The sequence below is a fragment of the Paenibacillus sp. P22 genome (genome assembly GCF_000469945.2).
GTDB lineage: Bacteria > Bacillota > Bacilli > Paenibacillales > Paenibacillaceae > Paenibacillus_O > Paenibacillus_O humicus.
The window spans coordinates 1-21,157 of sequence record NZ_CBRA020000009.1 but is presented as its reverse complement, the minus strand read 5'-3'; the positions used below and the strand labels follow the sequence as shown (position 1 = coordinate 21,157).

The following is a 21,157-nucleotide window of genomic DNA, read 5'->3' as shown; positions in this document are numbered from 1 at the left end:
TGTACTATGCCGAAGTTGCTTCTTAAGCGCTGGCACGGGACCCATATGGTGCTGGCTCTCGTCCTCATGATTGCGTTGTCGGCGGCCTTGTTCTGGTTCGAGTGGCCGCTTGGCGCGGCCGCGTTCGTCCTCACGATCCTCTGCGGCGTCTATATCTTCCTGGCGGAGAAGGCTTTCCGCAAGGATCTCAAGAAATATTTGGGCACCTTGTCCTACCGTGTCAAAAAAGTCGGCAGCGAAGTCATCAACGAGCTGCCTTTCGGCATCATTCTATTCAATGACGATCGTATCGTAGAGTGGCATAATCCTTTTGTCGCGGACATGATGGACCGGGATTCGGTTGTCGGCGTTCCGCTGCTCGATCTGTTCCCCGCGCTCGCCCAGGCGAAGGATAGGCCGGGCAAGATGGAGGTCGCCGTCGGCGCCGATATTTACGAGCTGCTGTTCAAGCCGGGCGACAAGCTTCTGTACATCCGCGAAATCACAGAGATGTGGCAGCTGTCCAAGGCTTATGAAGAAGAGAAGCTCGCGCTCGGAATCGTGTTCATCGACAACCTCGACGAGGTGTCGCAGTCGATGGACGATCAGCAGCGGACGACGCTGCTGTCCCGTGTCACGACGGAAATCACGGAATGGTCGCAGCAGGAGAACCTGTATATCAAGCGGCTCAACTCCGACCGGTTCCTGCTCATTACCGACCAGAAGGCGCTGCGGCAGCTGGAGCTGTCCAAATTCATCATCCTGGACGAAGTTCGGGAGATGACCGGAGATCTCAAGATTCCGATGACGCTCAGCATCGGCTTCGCGGCGGGGGCTTCGAGCATATCGGAGCTTGGCCAATGGGCTCAGATCAGCCTGGACATGGCGCTAGGACGCGGAGGCGACCAGGCGGCCGTGAAGGTGGGAGAGCGGCAGAGCTTCTACGGCGGCAAATCCAACGCGGTCGAGAAGCGGACCCGCGTGCGGGCAAGGGTCATCGCCCATGCGCTGCGCGATATGATCCGCGAGAGCGAGAAGGTCGTCATTGTCGGCCACAAGATGCCGGATATGGATGCCATCGGCGCTGCGATCGGCGTTGCCAAGGCAGCGCAGCATCTCGGCAAGGAAGCGTTCATCGTCCTGGAGGGCATCAACCCGTCCATCCAGAAGATGATGGAGCTGCTCAAGGAAGACGAGCGTCTGTACCGCCGCTTCATCTCGCCGGAGCAGAGCCTCGGGCTCGTCGATGCCCGGACGCTGGTCGTCGTCGTGGACACGCACAAGGCGTCGATGATCAAGGAGCCGCGCATCCTCAGCCAGACCGGCCGGATCGTCGTCGTCGACCATCACCGCCGCGGAGAGGAGTTCATCCCGAACGCGGTGCTGATCTACATGGAGCCGTATGCTTCATCGGCTTGCGAGCTCGTGACGGAGCTGCTTCAGTATATTCACGACCGGCTCGTGCTCGACATCCGCGAAGCGACGTCTCTGCTCGCCGGCATCACGGTCGATACGAAGAGCTTCGCGCTGCGCACGGGAGCCCGCACGTTCGAGGCGGCCTCGTTCCTGCGCCGCAACGGCGCCGATACCTCGATGGTGCAGCGGATGCTGAAGGAAGATTTGGAAGAGTATTTGAAGAAAGCCGATATCATCAAGCATGCCGAGATCGTGCATGAACACATCGCCCTCGCGGTAACGGAGCCGGGCCAGCGCTACTCCCAGCTGCTGATCGCGCAGTCGGCCGATACGCTGCTGAACATGACGGGCGTTTATGCGTCCTTCGTCATTGCGGAGCGCCAGGACGGACTTGTCGGCATCAGCGCGAGGTCGCTCGGCCAGATGAACGTACAGGTCGTCATGGAGCGGATGGGCGGCGGCGGGCATCTCACGAATGCCGCCTGCCAGATGGACGGTTCCGTGCGCGAGGTGGAAGCCAAGCTCAGGGCTGTGCTGAGCCAAATGAATGAGGAAGAGGAGTTGTTCGAATGAAAGTCATATTCCTGCAGGACGTAAAAGGCCAGGGCAAGCGCGGCGAAATCAAGGAAGTGTCGGAAGGCTACGTACGCAATTTCCTGCTCCCGAAAGGGCTCGTAAAGCCGGCTGAAGCAGGCAACATCAAGAATCTGGAAATGCAGAAGGCGTCGGAAGACAAGCGCAAGGCTCAGGAGAAAGCGGATGCCGAGGCGCTGGCCGCGAAGCTGGAAACGCTGACGATCGTCGTGCGGACCAAAGCCGGGGAAGGCGGCCGCCTGTTCGGAGCCATCACGACGAAGCAGATTGCCGAAGCGCTGGAGAAGCAGGAAGGCATCAAGATCGACAAGCGCAAAATCGAGCTCCAGGAGCCAATTCGGGCGCTCGGATTCAGCAATCTGGACGTCAAGCTGCACCCTCAGGTGAAGGGCAAGCTGAAGGTGCAGGCGGCGGAAGAATGAGAACGGAGGGACTACGGGGATGAGCCAGGAAGGATTGATGTTTGACCGGGTTCCCCCGCAGAATACGGAAGCCGAGCAGGCGGTGCTTGGCGCCGTCCTGCTGCAGGCGGAAGCTCTGATCACGGCGATGGAGAAAATCCGTCCCGAAGACTTCTACTTGAACCAGCATCAGATCGTGTTCGAAGCGATGATCGAGCTGGGCGAGAACAACCAGCCAATCGACCTCGTCACGCTGACGGCGTATCTCAGCGACCGGCAGCAGCTCGACGAGGTCGGAGGCGTCAGCTATTTGGCCAAGCTGGCCACGGTCGTTCCGACTGCAGCCAACGTGGAGTACTACGCCCAGATCGTCGAAGAGAAATCGATGCTGCGGCGTCTGATCCGCACGGCGACGACGATCGTCTCCGACGGCTATGGAGCTTCCGACGATATCGGGCTCATGCTGAGCGAGGCGGAATCGCGCATCATGGAGATCGCCAACCGGCGCTCCAGCAGCGGCTTCGTCTCCATCCGCGACGTATTGATGGAAGTTTTTGAACGCGTAGAGTTTCTGTATACGAACAAAGGCGGTTCCACCGGCATTCCATCGGGCTTTGTCGATCTCGACAAGATGACGAGCGGCTTCCAGCGCAACGACCTTATTATCGTTGCGGCGCGCCCTTCGGTCGGCAAGACGGCATTCGCTCTGAACATTGCCCAGAACGTAGGCGTGCGCTCGCGCGAGACGGTCGCCATCTTCAGTCTCGAGATGAGCGCGGCCCAGCTCGTCCAGCGTATGGTATGCGCAGAATCCAACGTCGACGCCGGCCGCATGCGGACGGGCTTCCTCGAAGGCGACGACTGGGAGAAGCTCACGATGGCGATCGGCGCGCTGTCCGAAGCGGAGATCTATATCGACGATACGCCGGGCATCACCGTCAGCGATATCCGGGCCAAATGCCGCCGCCTGAAGAAGGAGCGCAACCTCGGGATGATTCTGATCGACTACCTGCAGCTGATCCAGGGACGCGGGAAGTCGGGCGAGAACCGCCAGCAGGAGGTCTCCGAAATCTCGCGTACGCTCAAGCAGATCGCGAGGGAGCTCGAGGTTCCCGTCATCGCCCTGTCCCAGCTCAGCCGGGGCGTCGAGCAGCGGCAGGACAAGCGTCCGATGATGAGCGACTTGCGGGAATCCGGATCGATCGAGCAGGATGCCGACATCGTCGCGTTCCTGTACCGGGATGATTACTACGATAAGGAAACCGAGAAAAAGAACATCATCGAGATCATCATCGCCAAGCAGCGTAACGGTCCGGTCGGAACGGTGGAGCTCGCTTTCTTGAAAAATTTTAATAAATTTGTCAGCTTGGATCGAACCCACGAGCCAGCGTCATAGGCTTGCGGGTTCGATCAGGCGAACCCACGAGCCGGCGTCATAGGCTTACGGGTTCGATCAGGCGAACCCACGAGCCAGCGTCATAGGCTTGCGGGTTCGATCAGGCGAACCCACGAGCCGGCGTCATAGGCTTGCGGGTTCGATCAGGCGAACCCACGAGCCGGCGTCATAGGCTTGCGGGTTCGATCAGGCGATTAAACCTTCCGGATAACCGGCGTTGCTTGCACAGGACGCATGGGGGTCCGGATTTTTTTTCATATCGGGCAAGAAGCCGTAGAGTTTTTGTGCCGTATTAAAGATTCTAGATGGTCCAATACGGAAAATGGCTCAGCCCGCTGCCTGCATCTGACCTGATCTTCGGAATTGTGCCGGGGTCGATCCGACCCCGGCATCTCTGTGATGCAAAATGCTTTGAGGCAAAGCAGGAATGCCCTCTAAATCCGAACATTAAACGAAACTGCAATGGTATCGTTCGCCTTATTTGTTGACATCCCATGGCAGGGCTGGTACACTGGGTTTGCTGCTTTTTTCGCCGCCCAGCTGCTTGCACGTAGTAACGTGCGAAAGCGCCTGCATGAGAGCATGTTCCGCGGCGAAGCATAAGACAGTAAATTCAGGCAGTAAAGCGGAGGTATGATCATGTCTACAGTTGTTGTTGTCGGCACGCAGTGGGGAGACGAAGGGAAAGGCAAAATTACCGATTATCTGGCGGACGGAGCGGAAGTGGTCGCCCGTTACCAAGGCGGAAACAATGCCGGCCACACGATTCTGATCGACAACAAGAAGTATAAGCTGACGATGATTCCATCCGGCATCTTCAATCATAATAAGACCTGCGTCATCGGCAACGGGATGGTCATCAATCCAGCCGCGCTGCTTGACGAAATCGACTATATCCATGAAAACGGGTTCTCGACGGACAACCTGAAAATAAGCGACCGCGCCCATGTCATCATGCCGTACCATCTCGTGCTGGACGGTCTTGAGGAAGAGCGCAAAGGCGACAATAAAATCGGCACGACTCGCAAGGGCATCGGCCCCTGCTACATGGACAAGGCGGCCCGCGCCGGCATCCGCATCGCCGATCTGATGGATGCGGAGGAGTTCGAAGGCAAGCTGCGCCGGATGGTAGAAGAGAAGAACCAGGTCATCCAGCAGGTGTATGGCGGCGAGCCGCTCGACGCAGACGCCATCCTGCCGGAATACCTCGCTCATGCGGAGCGTCTTCGCCCTTACGTGACGGACACGTCGGTCGTTCTGAACGATGCCATCGATTCCGGCAAGCGCGTGCTGTTCGAAGGCGCTCAAGGCGTCATGCTCGATATCGACCAAGGAACCTACCCGTACGTCACGTCGTCCAATCCGACCGCCGGCGGCGTCTGCATCGGCTCCGGCGTCGGCCCTTCCAAAATCCAGCAGGTCATCGGCGTAGCCAAAGCCTACACGACCCGCGTCGGCGACGGTCCGTTCCCGACGGAGCTGCATGACGCCATCGGCGACCAGATCCGCGAGACCGGCCATGAATACGGCACGGTAACGGGCCGCCCTCGCCGTGTCGGCTGGTTCGATACGGTCGTCGTGCGCCATGCCCGCCGCGTCAGCGGCATCACGGGCCTGTCCCTCAACTCCCTCGACGTCATGACGGGCCTGGAAACGGTGAAAATCTGCACGGGCTACAAGTTCCGCGGCGAGGTCATCGAGCACTATCCGGCCAGCCTGAAGATGCTGGCGGAATGCGAAGCCGTCTACGAGGAGCTGCCGGGATGGTCCGAGGATATCAGCGGGGCCAAGACGCTGGCCGACCTGCCGGAGAACACCCGCCGCTATGTGGAGCGGGTATCCGAGCTGACCGGCATCCCGATCGCGATCTTCTCCGTCGGCCGCAACCGCGAGCAGACGAATCCGGTTCGTCCGATTTACGAATAGGAAGACGAGCACGCAGCTGTCCGGCTAAGCCGGAGCTGCGTGTTTTTTTGTTGACTGCTCAACGGAAGGACCTCCGACCGTTGTGAAACCGGGTCGGTTCTCTTCCACTCTAGTGAATGCCCTCTCCCGAATATGCCCATACTGGTAGAACATAGCCGTTCTGTCGAGGGAGGAATCATAAATGAACTATAAAAAGATTGCGGTCTGGCTGGGCAAGACGGCAGCGACCGCGCTGCTGGCCAGCTTTTTGACGCTGTGGACGACGGGATACATCGTGACGAGCTATGTCGAGACGCTGCTCAAGCAATTCCATGTCCCCGTCCAGGTGCAGCCTCTGTCCATGTCCGGCGTCTGGGGCATGCTCTGGGGAGCGGACAAGCCCGCAGGGGCATCGGCTCCTGTGACAGCGCCGCTGGATTCGCCGCCTGCGGACAACTCCGGCGAAGACCAGGGGGCCGTTCCGTCCGGAACATCGAATGAAGGCGGCGGAGATAGGCCGGACAGCGGACATGCCGATCGTGATTCGTCCGGTATCGGCTCTGGAGCGGATGGCAGCGGGAACGGGCCGGCAGCAGGCAGCGGGAGCGCGGACGAGGCCGGCGGTTCCGGCGACTGGATACCGGCAGCCGGGGCCGGCAACGGCAGCATGGGAGGCGAAGCCGGGGGCGGAACGGCCCCGGCTTCGGGCGGAAGCGATGCCGCGAACGACGKYTTTGGTCTAAATGGTTCGGCATTAAAGCAGCCGGGGTAAATTTGCTTTGGAAGCCGAGGGCGGAGGCAAGATTTTTCGTCCTTCAAGCAGCATACGCTCCGGGAAGAATCCCGTTTACAGAAGTTGGCTTCGGGTGTACGATACATCATGTTTCTCCAGCTGGGGCAAAGTAATTATTCACGCTGCGCACGATGCGCAAAGGAGCAAAAAGAATCATGGTCAACCGCATGAAACGCCTTCTGATCGGGCGCCCTATGAAGAGCAGAGAGCTTGAGGGCGAGAAGCTAACCAAATTGAAGGCGCTGGCCGTCCTTTCCTCGGACGCCTTGTCTTCCGTCGCCTACGGGACGGAACAGATTCTCATCGCCCTTATGGCGGCCGGCTTCGCCGCCGTATGGTACTCCATTCCCATTTCCCTTGCCGTGCTCGGACTTCTTCTCATCCTCATCCTGTCTTACCGCCAAACGATCTATTCCTACCCTATGGGGGGCGGGGCTTATGTCGTCGCCAAGGACAATATCGGCACGACGACCGGCCTGCTGGCCGGCGGCTCGCTTCTCATCGACTATATCCTGACAGTAGCGGTCAGCGCTTCCGCGGGAACCGACGCCATCACGTCGGCCTTTCCTTCCCTGCATGACAGCCGGATCCTGATCTCCATCATCGTCATCGTCCTGCTGACGATCATGAACCTGAGGGGCGTGACGGAATCCGCTTCGGTGCTTGCCGTGCCGATCTACCTGTTCGTCGTCTCCATCTTCGTGCTCATCCTTTCAGGCGTTGTCAAATACGCTTTCGGCGGCGCCCACCCGGATATTCCGGAAATCGGCGCGACGGTCAGCAACATCAGCCTGTTCCTGCTGCTGAAGGCGTTCAGCTCGGGCTGCTCCGCGCTGACGGGCGTGGAAGCCGTATCCAACGCGATCCCGAATTTCAAGCAGCCGGCCGAAAAAAATGCCGCGTCCACCCTGGTCATGATGGGCGTCATTCTCGGCTCGATGTTTCTCGGCATCAGCCTGCTGGCCTATTGGTACGGAATCACGCCGAAAGCGAGCGAGACGGTCGTATCGCAGATTGCCGCCGGCACGTTCGGGCGGGGCATCCTGTATTACTTCATCCAGGGCGTTACGGCGCTGATCCTGTTCCTGGCCGCCAACACAGCCTACTCGGCCTTCCCGCTGCTCGCGTTCATGCTGGCCAAGGACAAATACATGCCGCATGCCTTCATGGTGCGCGGCGACCGGCTCGGCTTCTCCAACGGCATCATCTTCCTGGCCGTATTCTCCATCATCCTCGTCGTGGTGTTCGGGGGCGACACCGAGAATCTGATTCCGCTCTATGCGGTCGGCGTGTTCATCCCGTTCACGCTGTCGCAGCTCGGGATGATGATCCGCTGGATCAAGCTGAAGCCGAAAGGCTGGATCGGCAAATTGACCATCAATACGATCGGCATGCTGACGACGCTCGGCATTACGCTGATCTTCATCTTCACGAAGTTCGCGCATGTCTGGATGGTATTCGTGTTCCTCCCGATCGTCATGTTCCTCTTCCATCGCATCCATAGGCACTACACCAAGGTGGCCGCCGAGCTGCGGATCAACCCGGAAGTCGACAAGCCGGTCATCAAGGGCAGCACGGTCGTCGTGCCGGTGGCGGGCATTACGCGAGTCGTCGCCAACTCGCTCGGTTACGCCAAGTCGCTCACCGACAACGTCGTCGCCGTTTATGTCGGCTTCAACGAAGAAGACATCGCGCGCATGGAGAAGAAATGGGAGGACTGGAACCCCGGCGTCCGTCTCATCACGCTGCGCTCGAGCTACCGGAGCATCACGAGGCCGATCCTGAAGTTCATCGACACGGTGGAATGGAAAACGGGCGAGCAGGATCATATTACGATTCTCATTCCGCAGTTCATCACGAAGCACTGGTGGCAGCATATCCTGCACAACCAGACGGGGCTTCTGCTGCGGGCCTACCTGTTCAGCAACAAGGATATCGTCATCGCCACGGTGCCATACCATCTGCGGCATTAGGATGGGTGAACAGGCTGCATGAATAGCAAGACGAAAGCGGGCGGATCCTACTTGGACCGCCCGCTTGAATTTTTTTGTTCCCGGCATTATACTTACTTTTAATAAGTTACTTATTCAAGGGGGAATACAGGATGACTCAACCGCATCTGTCCATCCATCCCGGCGTGTCGATCGGTCTTGTGAAGCTGAAAGTCAAAGAAATCGATCGTTCCGTCCGGTTTTATACCGATATCATCGGCTTTCAAGTTTTGCGCAGGGACGAGGAGGGCGTCTGGCTGACAGCCGGCGGCCCGGAGCCTTTGCTGCTGCTCGAGGAACGCCCGGATGCCGTCCCGGCGGCGGGACGCACCGCCGGCCTGTACCATTTCGCTATTCTCGTTCCGGACCGCTTGTCGCTCGGCCTTGTCCTGCGCCGTCTGGCGGAAGCCAGGCTGCCTGTCGGACAAGGCGACCACTGGGTGAGCGAAGCGTTGTACCTTGACGATCCCGACGGCAACGGCATCGAGATCTACCGCGACCGGCCGCGCAGCGAGTGGAAGCATGACGCCGAAGGCCATGTCCTTATGGGCACCGATCCTGTCGACGTCGAGGGCCTGCTGCAGCTGGCGGAAGGACAGGAGTGGCAAGGACTGCCGGCCGGCACGGTCATCGGCCACGTCCACTTCCATGTATCCGACCTGCAAGCCGCCTACGACTTCTATTGCGGCCTGCTCGGCTTCGACCTGATCGCGGACGGCTGGCAGTCGATGGGGGCGCTTTTCGTCTCGGCGGGCGGTTATCATCATCATATCGGGCTGAACATCTGGGCGGGCAAAGGAGCGCCGCCTGCGCCCGAGCGGGGAGTCGGGCTTGCCTACGCCACGATTCTCTATCCGGATGCCGAATCGCTTGCGGCCGCCATGGACAGGCTCCGCGACGGCGTGTTATAAGCCGTCATGGTTCGCACTCTCCCGCTGCGTTTTGGCTCAAGACAGATCCGCCTTTCAGCTTTACTATAGACGGTTCGATCTGCGCGTTCGAGGGATAGGATAGGTATAGGCAAATAATCACATGATTTGAACGGGCGGACCGGCGGTCGCCGTGAATGGAACCGCAAGCATAGAGTGAAGCTTCGAGCCCGGTCTTGATTTTATTTGCCGGACGGTTATAATTCAGTTTAAACGATTAAACCAATGAACGGATTGAGGGAGAACGATGAGCGAGCAAACCGGGCATGTCCTGCAGCAGTTCCAAGAATGCATTCCTTTGCTGGATGTGTTGACCGATGCCGGCCGCCAAGCCATTATCTTGCTGCTGGCGCAGCACAAATCGGGACTTAACGTGAATACGATATCCAGCCATATGAATCTGTCCAGACCGGCTGTCTCCCATCATCTGAAGGTGTTGAAGCAGTCCGGCTATATTGAAGCCGAAAAGAAAGGCGTTGAAAATGTTTATGTGCTGACGGTGCGGAAGCCGCTTGAACGGCTCAAGTCGTTGATTGCGGCCGTTGAAGCCGAGTGCAGCGGGTCTCGGTAACGAGCGCCGGCATAGGAAATACAGCAGCAGAGACGATGCTCTTGCTGCTGCTCCGACCAATTGGTTGATTTGTTTAAACGTATAAACATTTGAGGAGGATGGAAATGAAGGCTATGATCATTGAAAAGTATGGAAAGAACAGTCCGTTAGTGATGGCGGAACGGCCCATGCCTTCGATTGGCGAGCATGACGTGCTGGTGGAAATTCATGCAGCCAGCTTGAATCCGATCGATTTTAAGATTAAGGAAGGGAAAGTGAAGTTCCTGCTGAAGTACAAGTTTCCACTTGTTTTGGGAAATGATTTCTCCGGAGTCGTCGTCCAGACAGGCGGGTCGGTGAGCGCATTCAAACCCGGAGACCAGGTCTACGGGAGGCCCCGCAAGAACAGGATCGGGACGCTGGCTGAATATATCGCCGTTCATGAGGATGATCTGTCCCTGATGCCGCAAAATCTAAGCTTTGATGAAGCGGCCTCCATTCCGCTCGTCGGACTTACGGCTTATCAAGCGTTCACCGATATTCTCAAGCTTCGGAAAGGTCAAAAAATCTTGATCCACGCAGGCGCAGGAGGCGTCGGAACCTTCGCGATCCAGCTGGCCAAGGAAATGGGCGCATTTGTCGCCACGACGGCAAGCGATAAAGGCTACGAGCTGGTCAAATCGCTTGGCGCCGATCGGATCGTCAATTACAGGAAAGAAAAGGTTGAAGATCTGCTTGCCGGGTATGACGCGGTGTTCGACACTTTAGGAGGAGACGCCCTGGAAAAGTCGTTCCGGATCTTGAAGGAAGGCGGGCAGGTTGTCTCCATATCGGGAGTGCCGAACGCCGCCTTCGGAAAAGAACAGCAGCTAGGCTGGATAAAAACGGCCCTATTGGCCCTCGTCAGCCGCCGAATCACCGCGCTTGCGAAAAAAAGCCGGACGAGCTATCGCTACCTGTTCATGAAGCCGAGCGGAGCGCAATTGAGCCTTTTAAAAGAAAGGATCGAGAGCGGCCGCATCAAGCCGGTTGTGGACAAAGTGTTTCGGCTAGAGGATGCCGGGCAAGCTCTTCGGTACTTGGAAGGCGGAAGCGCCAAGGGAAAGGTGGTCATCACGATAAGACCATCGGAATGATTGTTTTCGCCGATCCTCCGTCAGCGCCTGCCGACTTTTCTTAGTCTCGATCACTCCTGCCAATTTTTGATGAAATTCTTTTGGTCCTTCGTGAATCTGTAGCCGCGTCTCTCATAGAATCGATGAGCTGCTGTCCGGCTTGGATGGGACAGCAGCTTGATGCCCGAAAATCCATGCTCCTGTCCCCATTGCTCCAGATGCCCGATCAGCTTGCCGCCTATTCCTTGGTTTCGTCGGCTTTTTTTGACGACGAAGCCCAGGACGTTGACCAGAGAGCCGGAAAAAAGCAGTTCATACGGACTGCCGTGGATATACCCGACCACCTGGCCGCCTTGTTCGTACACAAAGACGACATCGTTCGTTCTGGCCGCAGCCCATCCGATGAGTGGATCTCCGATTCGATGAAGCTCCCATGCGTGCTCTGTCTGGCATCCTCATTCTATCCTTCCAGCCACTGCCTCGGTCCCACCGTATGGAAAAGCTGCGGTCTATTCGGATTCAAGGCATCGTCAATGCGCTTGCAGGTAAAATCGCTGATCGGTCTGGGAAGCTCGTCTCTTGCCCAGTATCGGCATTCCAGAATTTCAGGCGAGCTTGGCTGAGGAGCCGGATGGGAAGGGCCGGTATCCGCCATGAACACAAAATGATGCATATCATGGTTCGGATCGTAATAAATGCCCGTCAACTGCCGGATTCCGACCTTCAGTCCGACTTCTTCAAGCACTTCTCTGGCCGCCGTATCTTCGGCGGACTCCTCGTCTTCGGCTTTTCCGCCCGGCAGCTCCCAATTGTTGTTGCCGTAGCTATGTTTCACTAACAAGACTCTGCCTTCCGAATCTAAAATAACGGCAGCCGCTCCGATCGACTTCGGCAAACGGACCCCTCCTTTACGATTTTCCACTATCTATATAGACACGTATGAATAAAAAAAGATGCGGCCTTTCCGCATTGTCTGCCCGTTCCGGGGAGGAAATTTCAGCCGCTGCGGGTTTTCAACCGGTTGGAAACGAAAAGGAAGAGCATGGCATGGTTTTATTTAAAGGAAAGCCGCTTTCAAGCACTGTCCGTTTCCTGCCTTTATGCGGTCGCGCTTTAATTGACGAAATTTCAGTTCCCCCTTAAACTGGGTACAGAAAGCTTTACAAAATGCTCAAAAGAGTGGATGAAAAAACGGTCTGGACAAATTCATGATATGGGAAAAGGGGTCTATTCATGGGAAAAAGAATATGGGCATCCGCGCTCCTCGCGGTGGCATTGATGACGGCGGCAGGCTGCGGGGCAAAAAACACGAATGAGGGCGGCTCGGCAAGCCCGGCTCCTTCCGCAGGAGGCGCAGCGGAAGGCAAAACGTATTCCATCGCGATCTCGCAGATCGTGGAGCATCCGTCCCTGGATGCGACGCGCGAAGGCTTCCTCGCCGCCTTGAAGGATGCCGGCATCGTAGAGGGCGACAACCTCAAGGTCGACTTCAACAACGCGCAGAGCGATCAGAGCAACAACCTGTCGATCGCGCAGAAGATCGCCTCCGGCAAAAACGATCTCGTGCTCGCCATCGCCACTCCATCCGCGCAGGCTGTAGCGGAGAAGGTCAAGAACGCGCCGATCCTGTTCGCGGCCGTCACGGATCCGCTCGACGCGAAGCTCGTCACGAGCCTGGACAAGCCGGGCGGCAACATCTCCGGCGCTTCCGACACGAACCCGGATGCGATCGTGCAGCTGATGGACTTCATCGCCTCCGACTTCCCGAAGGTGAAATCCGTCGGCCTCGTCATCAACGAAGGCGAGTCCAACGCGGTCATCATGGCCAAAAACGCCGAGCAGGCGCTCGCCAAGCATGACATCAAGCTGGTGAAAGCCCCGGTATCCAATACATCCGAGGTGAAGCAGGCGGCCGAGTCGCTCGTAGGACGCGCGGACGCGCTCTTCACGACGCTCGACAACACGGTCATCAGCGGCGTCGACACGATCATCCAGGTGGCGAATTCCAAGAAGCTTCCGTTCTTCTCCAGCGACCGCGATACGGTCGAGAAGGGCGCTTTCGCCACAGTGGGCTTCAAATACTACGACCACGGCTATCAGGTCGGACAAATGGCGGCCGAGGTGCTGAAGGACGGCAAGAAGGTAGGGGACATGAAGGTGGGCATGCAGGAGAAGCTCGACCTCATCCTCAATCTCAAGGCCGCAGAGGCCCAGGGCATTGACGTTACCGACGATATGAAGGCCAAAGTGAAAGACCAGGAAACGAACATCATCCAATAGCTAAGAGGTGGCTTCCTTGATCCTATCCCTGAACGGAGCGGTTGCGCTTGGGCTCATGTACGCCCTGATGGCGCTCGGGGTCTACATCACGTATCGCATCCTTGATTTTCCCGATTTGACGGTTGACGGCAGCTTCACGACGGGAGCCGGCATCGCGGCCGTGCTCCTGACGCATGGCTGGTCGCCGTGGATTGCCACGCTTGCCGCCTTCGGGGGCGGAATGGCAGCCGGCGCCTGCACAGGGCTGCTGCATACGAAGGGCAAGGTCAACGGCCTGCTGGCCGGCATCCTCATGATGATCGCCTTGTATTCCATCAATATGAGAATCATGGGCAAGCCGAACGTGTCCATCTCGGGCGAGAACACGCTGCTCGGCAGCATCGCGAGCTCCGGATGGCTGACCTTCGGCGGCGTCTCCTGGTTCTATCCGCTCGTGCTGCTCGTCGTGGCGATTGCCGCCAAGCTCCTTCTGGACGGGTTCCTGCACACGGATCTAGGCCTGGCGCTGCGGGCGACAGGCGACAACAAGCGGATGATCCGCAGCTTCGGCGGCAATACCGACCGTTCCACCGTGCTCGGCGTCAGCCTCTCCAACGGTCTCGTGGCGCTGTCCGGCGCGCTCATCGCGCAGGATGCCAGCTTCGCGGACATCAATATGGGCATCGGCATGATCGTCATCGGCCTCGCTTCCGTCATCATCGGCGAAGCTCTGCTCGGCGCGCGCGGCGTCTTCATGACGACGCTCGCCGTGCTGGTCGGCGCCGTCGTCTACCGGGTCGTCATCGCGCTGGCGCTGCGTTCCGACTTCCTCCACCTGGAGGCGTCCGATCTCAAGCTGATCACGGCGGCGATCGTCATCATCGCGCTCGTCATCCCGACGGTCAACCGGTCGATGAAGCAGAAGCGGCAGGCGCGCAGGCGCACCGCCGAGCTTGCGGCAGGGACTGCCGGAAGGAGGGAAGCCTGATGCTGCATGTGCAATCGGTATCCAAGCTGTTCAACCCCGGCACGCCGGACGAGAAGGTCGCTCTCATGAATATCGACCTGCAGCTGAAGGCGGGAGACTTCGTCACCGTCATCGGCAGCAACGGCGCGGGGAAGTCGACGCTCATGAATATGATCTCCGGCGTCATGAAGCCCGACATCGGACGCATCTCCATCGCCGATGCGGATGTGACGGGAGCGTCCGAATCGAGACGGAGCCGCTGGATCGGCCGCGTCTTCCAGGATCCCATGGCCGGCACCGCGCCGAACATGACGATTGAAGAGAATCTGGCGATGGCCTACAAGCGCGGCAAGCCGCGCGGCCTGGGCTGGTCGGTGTCGGGAGCGAAGCGCGGGCTATTCCGCCAGGAGCTCAGCCGCCTCGGCATCGGGCTGGAGAATCGGCTGCGCGCCAAGGTCGGCCTGCTGTCCGGCGGCGAGCGCCAGGCGCTCAGCCTCCTGATGGCGACCTTCACCAAGCCGGATATCCTGCTGCTGGACGAGCATACGGCGGCGCTCGATCCGGCGCGGGCGGAGCTGATCACCCGGCTGACGGAAAGCATCGTGCGCGACATGGGCCTTACGACGCTGATGGTCACCCACAACATGGAGCAGGCCATCCGGCTCGGCAACCGGCTCATCATGATGGACAAGGGCCGCATCATTCTCGATATTCCCGAGAGCCGCAAGCAGGGACTCACGGTCCAGGAGCTGCTGCGGGAGTTCGAGGGCATCAGCGGCCAGAAGCTGTCGGACGACCGGCTCATATTGGGCTAGCCTCAGCCGGAGGCCGGGCCGATTCACCGCCGGCGGAGAGCTTGTCCATGCTGCGCTCGGCTAAGGGAGCGTGATGCTGCCTTGCCTGAGGCAGCCAAAGGGAGACCGTCCCGCCAATAGAGGCTGTCCCAAAAGCCGAATCGAGATGCTCCCCATACGGCAGACAGGTGAAAAAATAAACTTGTCTACCGTGAGGGGAGCATTTTGCATGTCTAAAAAGCGGCGCAGGGAAAAACTTTGCCCACTCCAAGTCGTGGAGTCGTTGGGGGGACTCCCGGTTTCACGCCGGACATTTGCGATTGGAGAGATAAACCATGATGGATGCCATGCCTTTCATGCCTGATGATAAGCCTCGTTCTGTTCTCCGGCCGCAGCTCGTGCTCGATGCGGGAGGCGTGCTTGTCTCCAATCTTACGCCTTCCATGTGGCAGGAGCTGGCGGAGATAAGCGGCCACGCCTTCGGAGAGCTGAGAGACAGGTACAAGCGCGATATTGCCGGACGGTTATGGACGGGAGAGCATCCGGAAGCGGAATTCTACCGCTGGATCGCCGGATTCGTTCCCGGATGGGCGGAGGCGGATGCGGAAAGGCTGCTGCGTTCCCATTTGCAGCCGCTGCCCGCTTTGGAGAGGCTGCCTGAGCTGGCTCGGCTGGCCGACGTGCATTTGCTGAGCAACCATGTCTCGGGCTGGCTGCGGCCGGTGCTGGAGCCCGCGTCGGAATGGCTCTCCAGCATAACGATCTCCTGCGAGGAAGGGCTGAGCAAGCCCGATCCGGCGCTGCTGGAGCGTTGCGCGGGCAAGCTGGAGCCGGGTGCGCCGGTCCTGTTCGCGGACGACTCGCCCCGCAATGTCGCGGCTGCCGAGGCGTTCGGCTGGCATGCGCTGCTTGCGGACGAGGACGGGCTGTGGGTGGATGCGGCGGCAGAGCGTCTGCGTGCCTGAGGTTTTGAGCCGGCGCCATAGGTTTTCGCCTACCGTTTAGATCTCTGCGGGATGGGTTTATATGGAAAGGAAAGAGGCTGCACTCCGCCATCTTCCATGGCGGCTGGCGCAGCCTGTTTGCCTGTTATTCCCTCCAGCAGGGACTTTTCCTCGGACATGCGGTATAATTAGGCTAATTTTCGCGGCAGCCCGGGCGGCAGCCGGATGCTTAGGAGTGAGTTTTGCCATGAGAGAACATAGGCCTGTACTGGGCGTCGTCGTGCCCTGTTATAACGAAGAGGAAGTGCTGGAGCTGACCGCGCCTGAGCTGGACGCCATGCTGGAGAGCATGGAGAAGGAAGGCATCATCGCGCCGGGGAGCTTCATCATGTTCGTCAACGACGGCAGCAAGGACGGCACATGGCCGCTGATTGCGGATCTGGCTTCGCGCTGCCGGAGAGTGTCGGGACTCAACCTGGCGGCCAACGTCGGCCACCAGAACGCCCTGCTCGGGGGGCTGATGACAGCGAAGCGCCATGCGGACTGCCTCGTCTCAATCGATGCCGACCTGCAGGACGACGTCCGGGCGATCCGCGACATGGTGCTGCGCTATCTGGAAGGCTGCGAGATCGTCTACGGCGTGCGCAGCAGCCGCCAGCGCGACACCTGGTTCAAGCGCACGACAGCCGAAGGCTTTTACAAGGTCATGGAAGGACTGGGCCTGCGCATCGTGAACAACCACGCCGACTACCGGCTGATGAGCCGCCGCGCGCTGGACGAGCTGGAGAAGTTCACGGAGGTGAACCTGTTCCTGCGCGGCATCGTGCCGATGCTCGGCTTCCAGACAGGCGTCGTGTATTACGAGCGGCTGGAGCGCGCAGCCGGCGAGTCCAAATACCCGCTCAAGAAGATGATCAGCTTCGCCCTGGAGGGAATCACCTCCCTGTCCGTCAAGCCGATCCGCATGGTGACGGCCGCGGGCTTCATCGTGTTCGGCGTCAGCATCGTGATGGGTCTGTACGCGCTGATCTCCAAGATGTTCGGCAACACCGTCTCCGGCTGGGCGTCCCTGATCGTCTCGCTCTGGTTCATCGGCGGCGTGCAGCTGCTGTCGGTCGGCTTGATCGGCGAATACATCGGGAAAATCTACCGGGAAGTCAAAAGGCGGCCGCTCTATATCGTGGAGCGCGAGGTGGAGCCCGCGGTCCGTCCCGCGTCCGCCGACGTCCCGGCGGAGACAAGATCTCAGAGCGGCCCTGACGCTCTGAGCTACCAGGGGGTGTGACCGTGAGAACCCGATTCCGAATCGAATATCTGGCCGCCGCAGGCGCGGCCGGCATCATCATCTGGCTGCTGTTCACCCGTCCCTTCATCGGCATGGCCGATTCGGGGGACTTTTTGCGCGTGCTCATGACGGCTGGACTGGACTACAATCCTGCCGCCACTACATACGAGGACCGTTTCTTCAGCTACGCCAACCAGCACTTCGCCTACGGGAGCCTGAGAGGGGCCTACATCACCTCCCAGCTGATTCCGGTGTTCATCGCGAGGGGCCTTGGATGGCTCTATGATCCTTCCCTGTTCAACATCCGCATCCTGGCGGCGGTGTACGGAGCGCTGCTGGTCGCAGCGGTCTATCTGCTGGTCCATACAGGCAGAAGATATTCCATGGCTGTTGGCGTCGTCCTCACGGCCGGGCTGCTGTTCGTATTCCTGGACGTTCGTTACCTGGCCTACTTCAATTCCTTTTTCGCCGAGCCGGTGTCGCTGATCTTCCTGCTGCTTACGCTGGGAACGGGTCTCCGGCTGGCCCATCAGGAGGAGCCGGGCCGCTGGACGCTGATTTTCTTTTTCTTCTGCGTGTTCATGCTCGCCTGCGGCAAGCTGCAGAATACGCCGCTAGGCGTCGTGTTCGCCCTCTATGGGCTCCGCTTCCTGCCGCTCCGGTGGGACCGCGCCTGGCGCAAGCTCGTGCTGATCTGCTGCTCCGCGCTGTTCCTGCTGTCGGCACTGCTGTATGTGTTCGCCCCGGACGGGCTCAAGCATATCAACCTGTATCAGACCGTTTTCTACGGCATTCTGAACAAGTCCCCCGATGTAAAAGGAGATCTCAAGGCTCTCGGCTTGCCGGAGAAGCTGGCGGGCAACGCCGGCTCGAACTATTTCCAGACGGATGTCCCCATCAAGCAGGACGCGCCGGAAATGAGGGTCGACTTCTACGACCGGATGTCCCACGGCAAGGTCATGCTCTACTATGCGACCCATCCGCAGCGGCTGATCGGCCTCATGGAGCGTGCCGCTCATCAGAGCGTGTACCTGAAGCCGGGATACCTCGGCAACTACGAGAAGGCCGAGGGCAAGCCGCCGGGCGCATTCAACGACACCTACAGCGGCTGGAGCCGGTTCAAGGCCGGGCATATGCCGAATTCGCTGCTGTTCATCGTCCTGTTCTACATCGTGTACTACGGCGTATGCGTGATCGAATGGCTTCGCGCGCGCGAGGGCTCGGCCAAAATGACCTCCGAGCTGCTCATGCTCGTCGGCTTCGTCGGCTTCTTCGCTTTCCTGATTCCGATCATGGGCGACGGCCTGGCCGACATCGAGAAGCATCTGTTCCTGTTCAATGCCGCTTACGACATCATGCTGCTGGCCTCCGCAGCCTGGCTGGCGTACCGCATCGCGGTGCTGCTCGGGTTCGGCAGGGACGGCAGGAGGATCAGCTATCGTTCGTACCGGTAACCGCAAGCCTTCCGCAGGGATGACCTGGCGGAGGGCTTTTTTGCTTAGGGGGACACAGGTGCAAGGCGGCGTTGCCGATAAGGGCATCGGACGTTATAGTGAAGAGATAGGAGTTAGAGTCCAGTCGAAGTCAATTTTGCGGCGGAGAGCCGATCAATAGGAGGGCAACGATGTATACGATTCATGAAGTGGCCGAAATTTGCGATTTGTCCGCGCACACGCTTCGTTTCTACGATAAAGAAGGGCTGCTTCCGTTCGTGGGAAGGAACAAGTCGGGAAACCGGGTATTTACGGAACAGAATCTCGAAATGGTGAAGCTGATCTGCTGCCTGAAAAACACCGGCATGCCGATCAAGGAAATCAAGTCGTACATGGACATGTTCATGGAGGGCCCCGGCACGATGGAGACGAGAAAAGAAATGATGATCGCCCACGGCAAGGAAGTGCAGAGGCAGATCGCGGAGCTGAAAAAGAACTTGAACATCATCAACCTCAAGGTCGCCTTCTACGATTCCAACAAGGACGGTTCTCCGGCCAGCCATTGAGAGCGGCCGGGGCGAAAGATGCCGGAGGCGGGGAGAGGCAGCGGCCAGCCATTGAGAACGGCCGCGGCCAAAGATGCCGAAGCGCGAAGGCAGGGAAAAGCAGCGGCTGAGCACCGAATATCCATTCAAGCGGATGGCGTGGACGATAGACGATACCGGACCGATGCCCGAACAGCCGAGCCTCGGCAAGGGCAACAAAAAAACCGCCGAAGCGGTTTTTTTGGCTGTATGGATCCTGCAGCGACTTAGAGCATCATGCCGCCGGAAGCTTCAATCCGCTGTCCGTTCACCCAGCCCAATGCCGGGGAGCACAGAGCCGCGACGACTCCGCCGATATCGTCGGCTTCGCCGGGGCGGCCAAGCGCTGTCACAGAGCCGATGAGGTTCTGCGCAGCCTTGTCCTCCCGCAGCGAGCCGCCTCCGAAGTCCGTCATGATCGCGCCTGGAGCGAGCGTGTTGACGCGAATGCCCCTTTTGCCGAATTCCTTGGCCATGTAGCGGGTCAGCACTTCGACGGCGCCTTTCATCGCCGCATAGGCGGCACTGCCTTCAAAGGTGAAGCGGGCCAGTCCCGAGGAGACGTTGATGATGCCCCCGTTGTCCGCGAGAAGGGGGAGCATCGCCTGGGTCAGGAAGAAGACTCCCTTGAAGTGGACGTTCACGAGGCTGTCGAACTGTTCCTCGGTCGTGTCGGCAATGGATGCCTTCAAGCCGAAGCCGGCGTTGTTGACGAGGAAGTCGATCGTCGTCCGCTCCCACTTGGCAGCGAGAACGGCCTTCAGCTGTTCCGCGAAAGCCGGGAACGAGGACACGTCGCCCGCATCTAGCCTCAGCGCGGCCGCCTTGCGTCCCATGGCCTCCAGTCCGGCCGCAGTCTGCTCCGCAATCTCTTTATGACTATTATAGGTCAGGATGACATCCACTCCGGCCCGGGCGAGCGCCTCGGCCGCGTTTCTGCCGAGTCCCCGGCTGCCTCCCGTGATGAGGGCGATCTTCGCTGTTTCCGTCATATCCATCTCTCCTCTGATCAAGTTGCCGGCCATGCTCATCCGGCTTGCCTTCATCCTAGTCCTTCGAGTTGTATCGAAGTCAACCCTCCCTATAAAAATATTGGAACACACCAGCCTCGGACAGGCCTCCGGCTCCGTTGAATGCCAAAAAACAGCGCCATGCGGCTCTTGCGGCCAGGCGCTGCCCTAGGCAGGAAGAAGAATAAGCCGAAAAAGTCGGCTTATTCCGCCAGTGAACGGCCCGCAGGCGAGATTAAGCCGAAAAAATCGGCTTATTCCGCCAGTGAACGGCCCGCAGGCGGGAATAAGCCGAAAAAATCGGCTTATTCTGCGAGTGAACGGCCCGCAGGCGGGAATAAGCCGAAAAAATCGGCTTATTCTGCGAGTGAACGGCCCGCAGGCGAGATTAAGCCGAAAAAATCGGCTTATTCCGCCAGTGAACGGCCCGCAGGCGGAAATAAGCCGAAAAAATCGGCTTATTCCGCCAGTGAACGGCCCGCAGGCGGAAATAAGCCGAAAAAGTCGGCTTATTCCGCCAGTGAACGGCCCGCAGGCGAGAATAAGCCGAAAAAATCGGCTTATACCGCCAGTGAACGGCCCGCAGGCGGAAATAAGCCGAAAAAATCGGCTTATTCCGCGAGTGAACAGCCCGCAGGCGAGATTAAGCCGAAAAAATCGGCTTATTCCGCGAGCGAACGGCCCGCAAGCGGAAATAAGCCGAAAAAATCGGCTTATTCCGCCAGTGAACGGCCCGCAGGCGAGATTAAGCCGAAAAAATCGGCTTATTCCGCCAGTGAACGGCCCGCAGGCGGGAATAAGCCGAAAAAGCG

At 59.0% G+C, this 21,157-nt stretch carries 19 protein-coding genes and 1 pseudogene; 17 read left to right on the top strand and 3 right to left on the bottom strand.

The features are described 5' to 3' along the window. Positions 1-6: 6 nt before the first annotated feature. The 9 genes from BN871_RS02570 (at position 7) to BN871_RS02530 (ending at position 11,090) form a co-directional block, all read left to right on the top strand. Complete coding sequence (locus BN871_RS02570) at positions 7-1,968, top strand: DHH family phosphoesterase (protein WP_021878889.1); 1,962 nt, start codon at positions 7-9, stop codon at positions 1,966-1,968. After that, positions 1,965-2,411 carry a 50S ribosomal protein L9 gene (rplI, locus tag BN871_RS02565; RefSeq protein WP_048744292.1) on the top strand — a complete coding sequence of 149 codons (447 nt, stop codon included), beginning with the start codon at positions 1,965-1,967 and terminating at the stop codon, positions 2,409-2,411. The genes BN871_RS02570 and rplI overlap by 4 nt, the downstream gene beginning before the upstream one ends. Positions 2,412-2,430: 19 nt before the next feature. After that, on the top strand, positions 2,431-3,786 hold the full coding sequence (gene dnaB / locus BN871_RS02560; protein WP_048744290.1) for a replicative DNA helicase: 1,356 nt from the start codon (positions 2,431-2,433) through the stop codon (positions 3,784-3,786). Positions 3,787-4,425: 639 nt separating this feature from the next. Further along, positions 4,426-5,712 carry an adenylosuccinate synthase gene (locus BN871_RS02555; RefSeq protein ID WP_048744288.1) on the top strand — a complete coding sequence of 429 codons (1,287 nt, stop codon included), beginning with the start codon at positions 4,426-4,428 and terminating at the stop codon, positions 5,710-5,712. A 181-nt stretch (positions 5,713-5,893) separates the two neighbouring features. Further along, the gene (locus BN871_RS02550) at positions 5,894-6,463 is read left to right on the top strand and encodes a hypothetical protein (RefSeq protein WP_048744286.1); all 570 of its coding nucleotides are present in this window, start codon (positions 5,894-5,896) and stop codon (positions 6,461-6,463) included. A gap of 176 nt (positions 6,464-6,639) precedes the next feature. After that, positions 6,640-8,457: an APC family permease gene (locus BN871_RS02545; protein WP_048744283.1), complete on the top strand. Its 1,818-nt coding sequence runs from the start codon at positions 6,640-6,642 to the stop codon at positions 8,455-8,457. Between the two features lie 131 nt (positions 8,458-8,588). After that, positions 8,589-9,386, top strand: coding sequence for a VOC family protein (locus tag BN871_RS02540; protein ID WP_053086927.1), 798 nt, complete (start codon positions 8,589-8,591; stop codon positions 9,384-9,386). 265 nt (positions 9,387-9,651) lie between these two features. Then, positions 9,652-9,975, top strand: coding sequence for a helix-turn-helix transcriptional regulator (locus BN871_RS02535; protein ID WP_021879949.1), 324 nt, complete (start codon positions 9,652-9,654; stop codon positions 9,973-9,975). Positions 9,976-10,079: 104 nt separating this feature from the next. Then, complete coding sequence (locus BN871_RS02530) at positions 10,080-11,090, top strand: NADP-dependent oxidoreductase (protein ID WP_048744280.1); 1,011 nt, start codon at positions 10,080-10,082, stop codon at positions 11,088-11,090. A gap of 50 nt (positions 11,091-11,140) precedes the next feature. Here the strand turns inward: BN871_RS02530 and BN871_RS02525 are convergent, their stop codons facing one another. After that, positions 11,141-11,473, bottom strand: a complete 333-nt coding sequence (locus BN871_RS02525) for a GNAT family N-acetyltransferase (protein WP_332310198.1) — start codon at positions 11,471-11,473, stop codon at positions 11,141-11,143. A gap of 56 nt (positions 11,474-11,529) precedes the next feature. After that, positions 11,530-11,991 carry an NUDIX hydrolase gene (locus BN871_RS02520; RefSeq protein WP_269745402.1) on the bottom strand — a complete coding sequence of 154 codons (462 nt, stop codon included), beginning with the start codon at positions 11,989-11,991 and terminating at the stop codon, positions 11,530-11,532. 311 nt (positions 11,992-12,302) lie between these two features. On the opposite strand from BN871_RS02520, the gene BN871_RS02515 reads away from it, so the two are divergent. From BN871_RS02515 to BN871_RS02485, 7 genes are all read left to right on the top strand, one after another. Further along, complete coding sequence (locus BN871_RS02515; RefSeq protein ID WP_048744276.1) at positions 12,303-13,349, top strand: ABC transporter substrate-binding protein; 1,047 nt, start codon at positions 12,303-12,305, stop codon at positions 13,347-13,349. 55 nt (positions 13,350-13,404) lie between these two features. Continuing rightward, positions 13,405-14,316: an ABC transporter permease gene (locus BN871_RS02510; protein ID WP_048744443.1), complete on the top strand. Its 912-nt coding sequence runs from the start codon at positions 13,405-13,407 to the stop codon at positions 14,314-14,316. Further along, positions 14,316-15,110: an ABC transporter ATP-binding protein gene (locus tag BN871_RS02505; protein ID WP_048744272.1), complete on the top strand. Its 795-nt coding sequence runs from the start codon at positions 14,316-14,318 to the stop codon at positions 15,108-15,110. Before BN871_RS02510 ends, BN871_RS02505 begins: the two co-directional genes overlap by 1 nt. Before the next feature lie 314 nt (positions 15,111-15,424). After that, positions 15,425-16,054, top strand: coding sequence for an HAD family hydrolase (locus BN871_RS02500; RefSeq protein WP_021881378.1), 630 nt, complete (start codon positions 15,425-15,427; stop codon positions 16,052-16,054). A 226-nt stretch (positions 16,055-16,280) separates the two neighbouring features. After that, the gene (locus tag BN871_RS02495; RefSeq protein ID WP_048744268.1) at positions 16,281-17,318 is read left to right on the top strand and encodes a glycosyltransferase family 2 protein; all 1,038 of its coding nucleotides are present in this window, start codon (positions 16,281-16,283) and stop codon (positions 17,316-17,318) included. Positions 17,319-17,320: 2 nt separating this feature from the next. Next, positions 17,321-18,772: a hypothetical protein gene (locus tag BN871_RS02490; RefSeq protein WP_048744266.1), complete on the top strand. Its 1,452-nt coding sequence runs from the start codon at positions 17,321-17,323 to the stop codon at positions 18,770-18,772. A 170-nt stretch (positions 18,773-18,942) separates the two neighbouring features. Beyond that, entirely contained in the window at positions 18,943-19,317 is a 375-nt protein-coding gene (locus BN871_RS02485) for a MerR family transcriptional regulator (RefSeq protein ID WP_048744264.1), read from the top strand. A gap of 245 nt (positions 19,318-19,562) precedes the next feature. Here the strand turns inward: BN871_RS02485 and BN871_RS02480 are convergent, their stop codons facing one another. After that, entirely contained in the window at positions 19,563-20,327 is a 765-nt protein-coding gene (locus tag BN871_RS02480) for an SDR family NAD(P)-dependent oxidoreductase (RefSeq protein ID WP_048744442.1), read from the bottom strand. A gap of 141 nt (positions 20,328-20,468) precedes the next feature. On the opposite strand from BN871_RS02480, the pseudogene BN871_RS27375 reads away from it, so the two are divergent. Beyond that, positions 20,469-21,157: pseudogene (locus BN871_RS27375) on the top strand (hypothetical protein); the annotation flags it as partial.

What these genes read in the sequence shown, in the direction of transcription:
- BN871_RS02570 (WP_021878889.1), top strand. Translation starts at nt 7, where the DNA reads ATGCCGAAGTTGCTTCTTAAGCGCTGGCACGGGACCCATATGGTGCTG.
- rplI (WP_048744292.1), top strand. Translation starts at nt 1,965, where the DNA reads ATGAAAGTCATATTCCTGCAGGACGTAAAAGGCCAGGGCAAGCGCGGC.
- dnaB (WP_048744290.1), top strand. Translation starts at nt 2,431, where the DNA reads ATGAGCCAGGAAGGATTGATGTTTGACCGGGTTCCCCCGCAGAATACG.
- BN871_RS02555 (WP_048744288.1), top strand. Translation starts at nt 4,426, where the DNA reads ATGTCTACAGTTGTTGTTGTCGGCACGCAGTGGGGAGACGAAGGGAAA.
- BN871_RS02545 (WP_048744283.1), top strand. Translation starts at nt 6,640, where the DNA reads ATGGTCAACCGCATGAAACGCCTTCTGATCGGGCGCCCTATGAAGAGC.
- BN871_RS02540 (WP_053086927.1), top strand. Translation starts at nt 8,589, where the DNA reads ATGACTCAACCGCATCTGTCCATCCATCCCGGCGTGTCGATCGGTCTT.
- BN871_RS02535 (WP_021879949.1), top strand. Translation starts at nt 9,652, where the DNA reads ATGAGCGAGCAAACCGGGCATGTCCTGCAGCAGTTCCAAGAATGCATT.
- BN871_RS02530 (WP_048744280.1), top strand. Translation starts at nt 10,080, where the DNA reads ATGAAGGCTATGATCATTGAAAAGTATGGAAAGAACAGTCCGTTAGTG.
- BN871_RS02515 (WP_048744276.1), top strand. Translation starts at nt 12,303, where the DNA reads ATGGGAAAAAGAATATGGGCATCCGCGCTCCTCGCGGTGGCATTGATG.
- BN871_RS02510 (WP_048744443.1), top strand. Translation starts at nt 13,405, where the DNA reads ATGTACGCCCTGATGGCGCTCGGGGTCTACATCACGTATCGCATCCTT.
- BN871_RS02505 (WP_048744272.1), top strand. Translation starts at nt 14,316, where the DNA reads ATGCTGCATGTGCAATCGGTATCCAAGCTGTTCAACCCCGGCACGCCG.
- BN871_RS02500 (WP_021881378.1), top strand. Translation starts at nt 15,425, where the DNA reads ATGATGGATGCCATGCCTTTCATGCCTGATGATAAGCCTCGTTCTGTT.
- BN871_RS02495 (WP_048744268.1), top strand. Translation starts at nt 16,281, where the DNA reads ATGAGAGAACATAGGCCTGTACTGGGCGTCGTCGTGCCCTGTTATAAC.
- BN871_RS02485 (WP_048744264.1), top strand. Translation starts at nt 18,943, where the DNA reads ATGTATACGATTCATGAAGTGGCCGAAATTTGCGATTTGTCCGCGCAC.
- BN871_RS02480 (WP_048744442.1), bottom strand. Translation starts at nt 20,327, where the DNA reads ATGACGGAAACAGCGAAGATCGCCCTCATCACGGGAGGCAGCCGGGGA.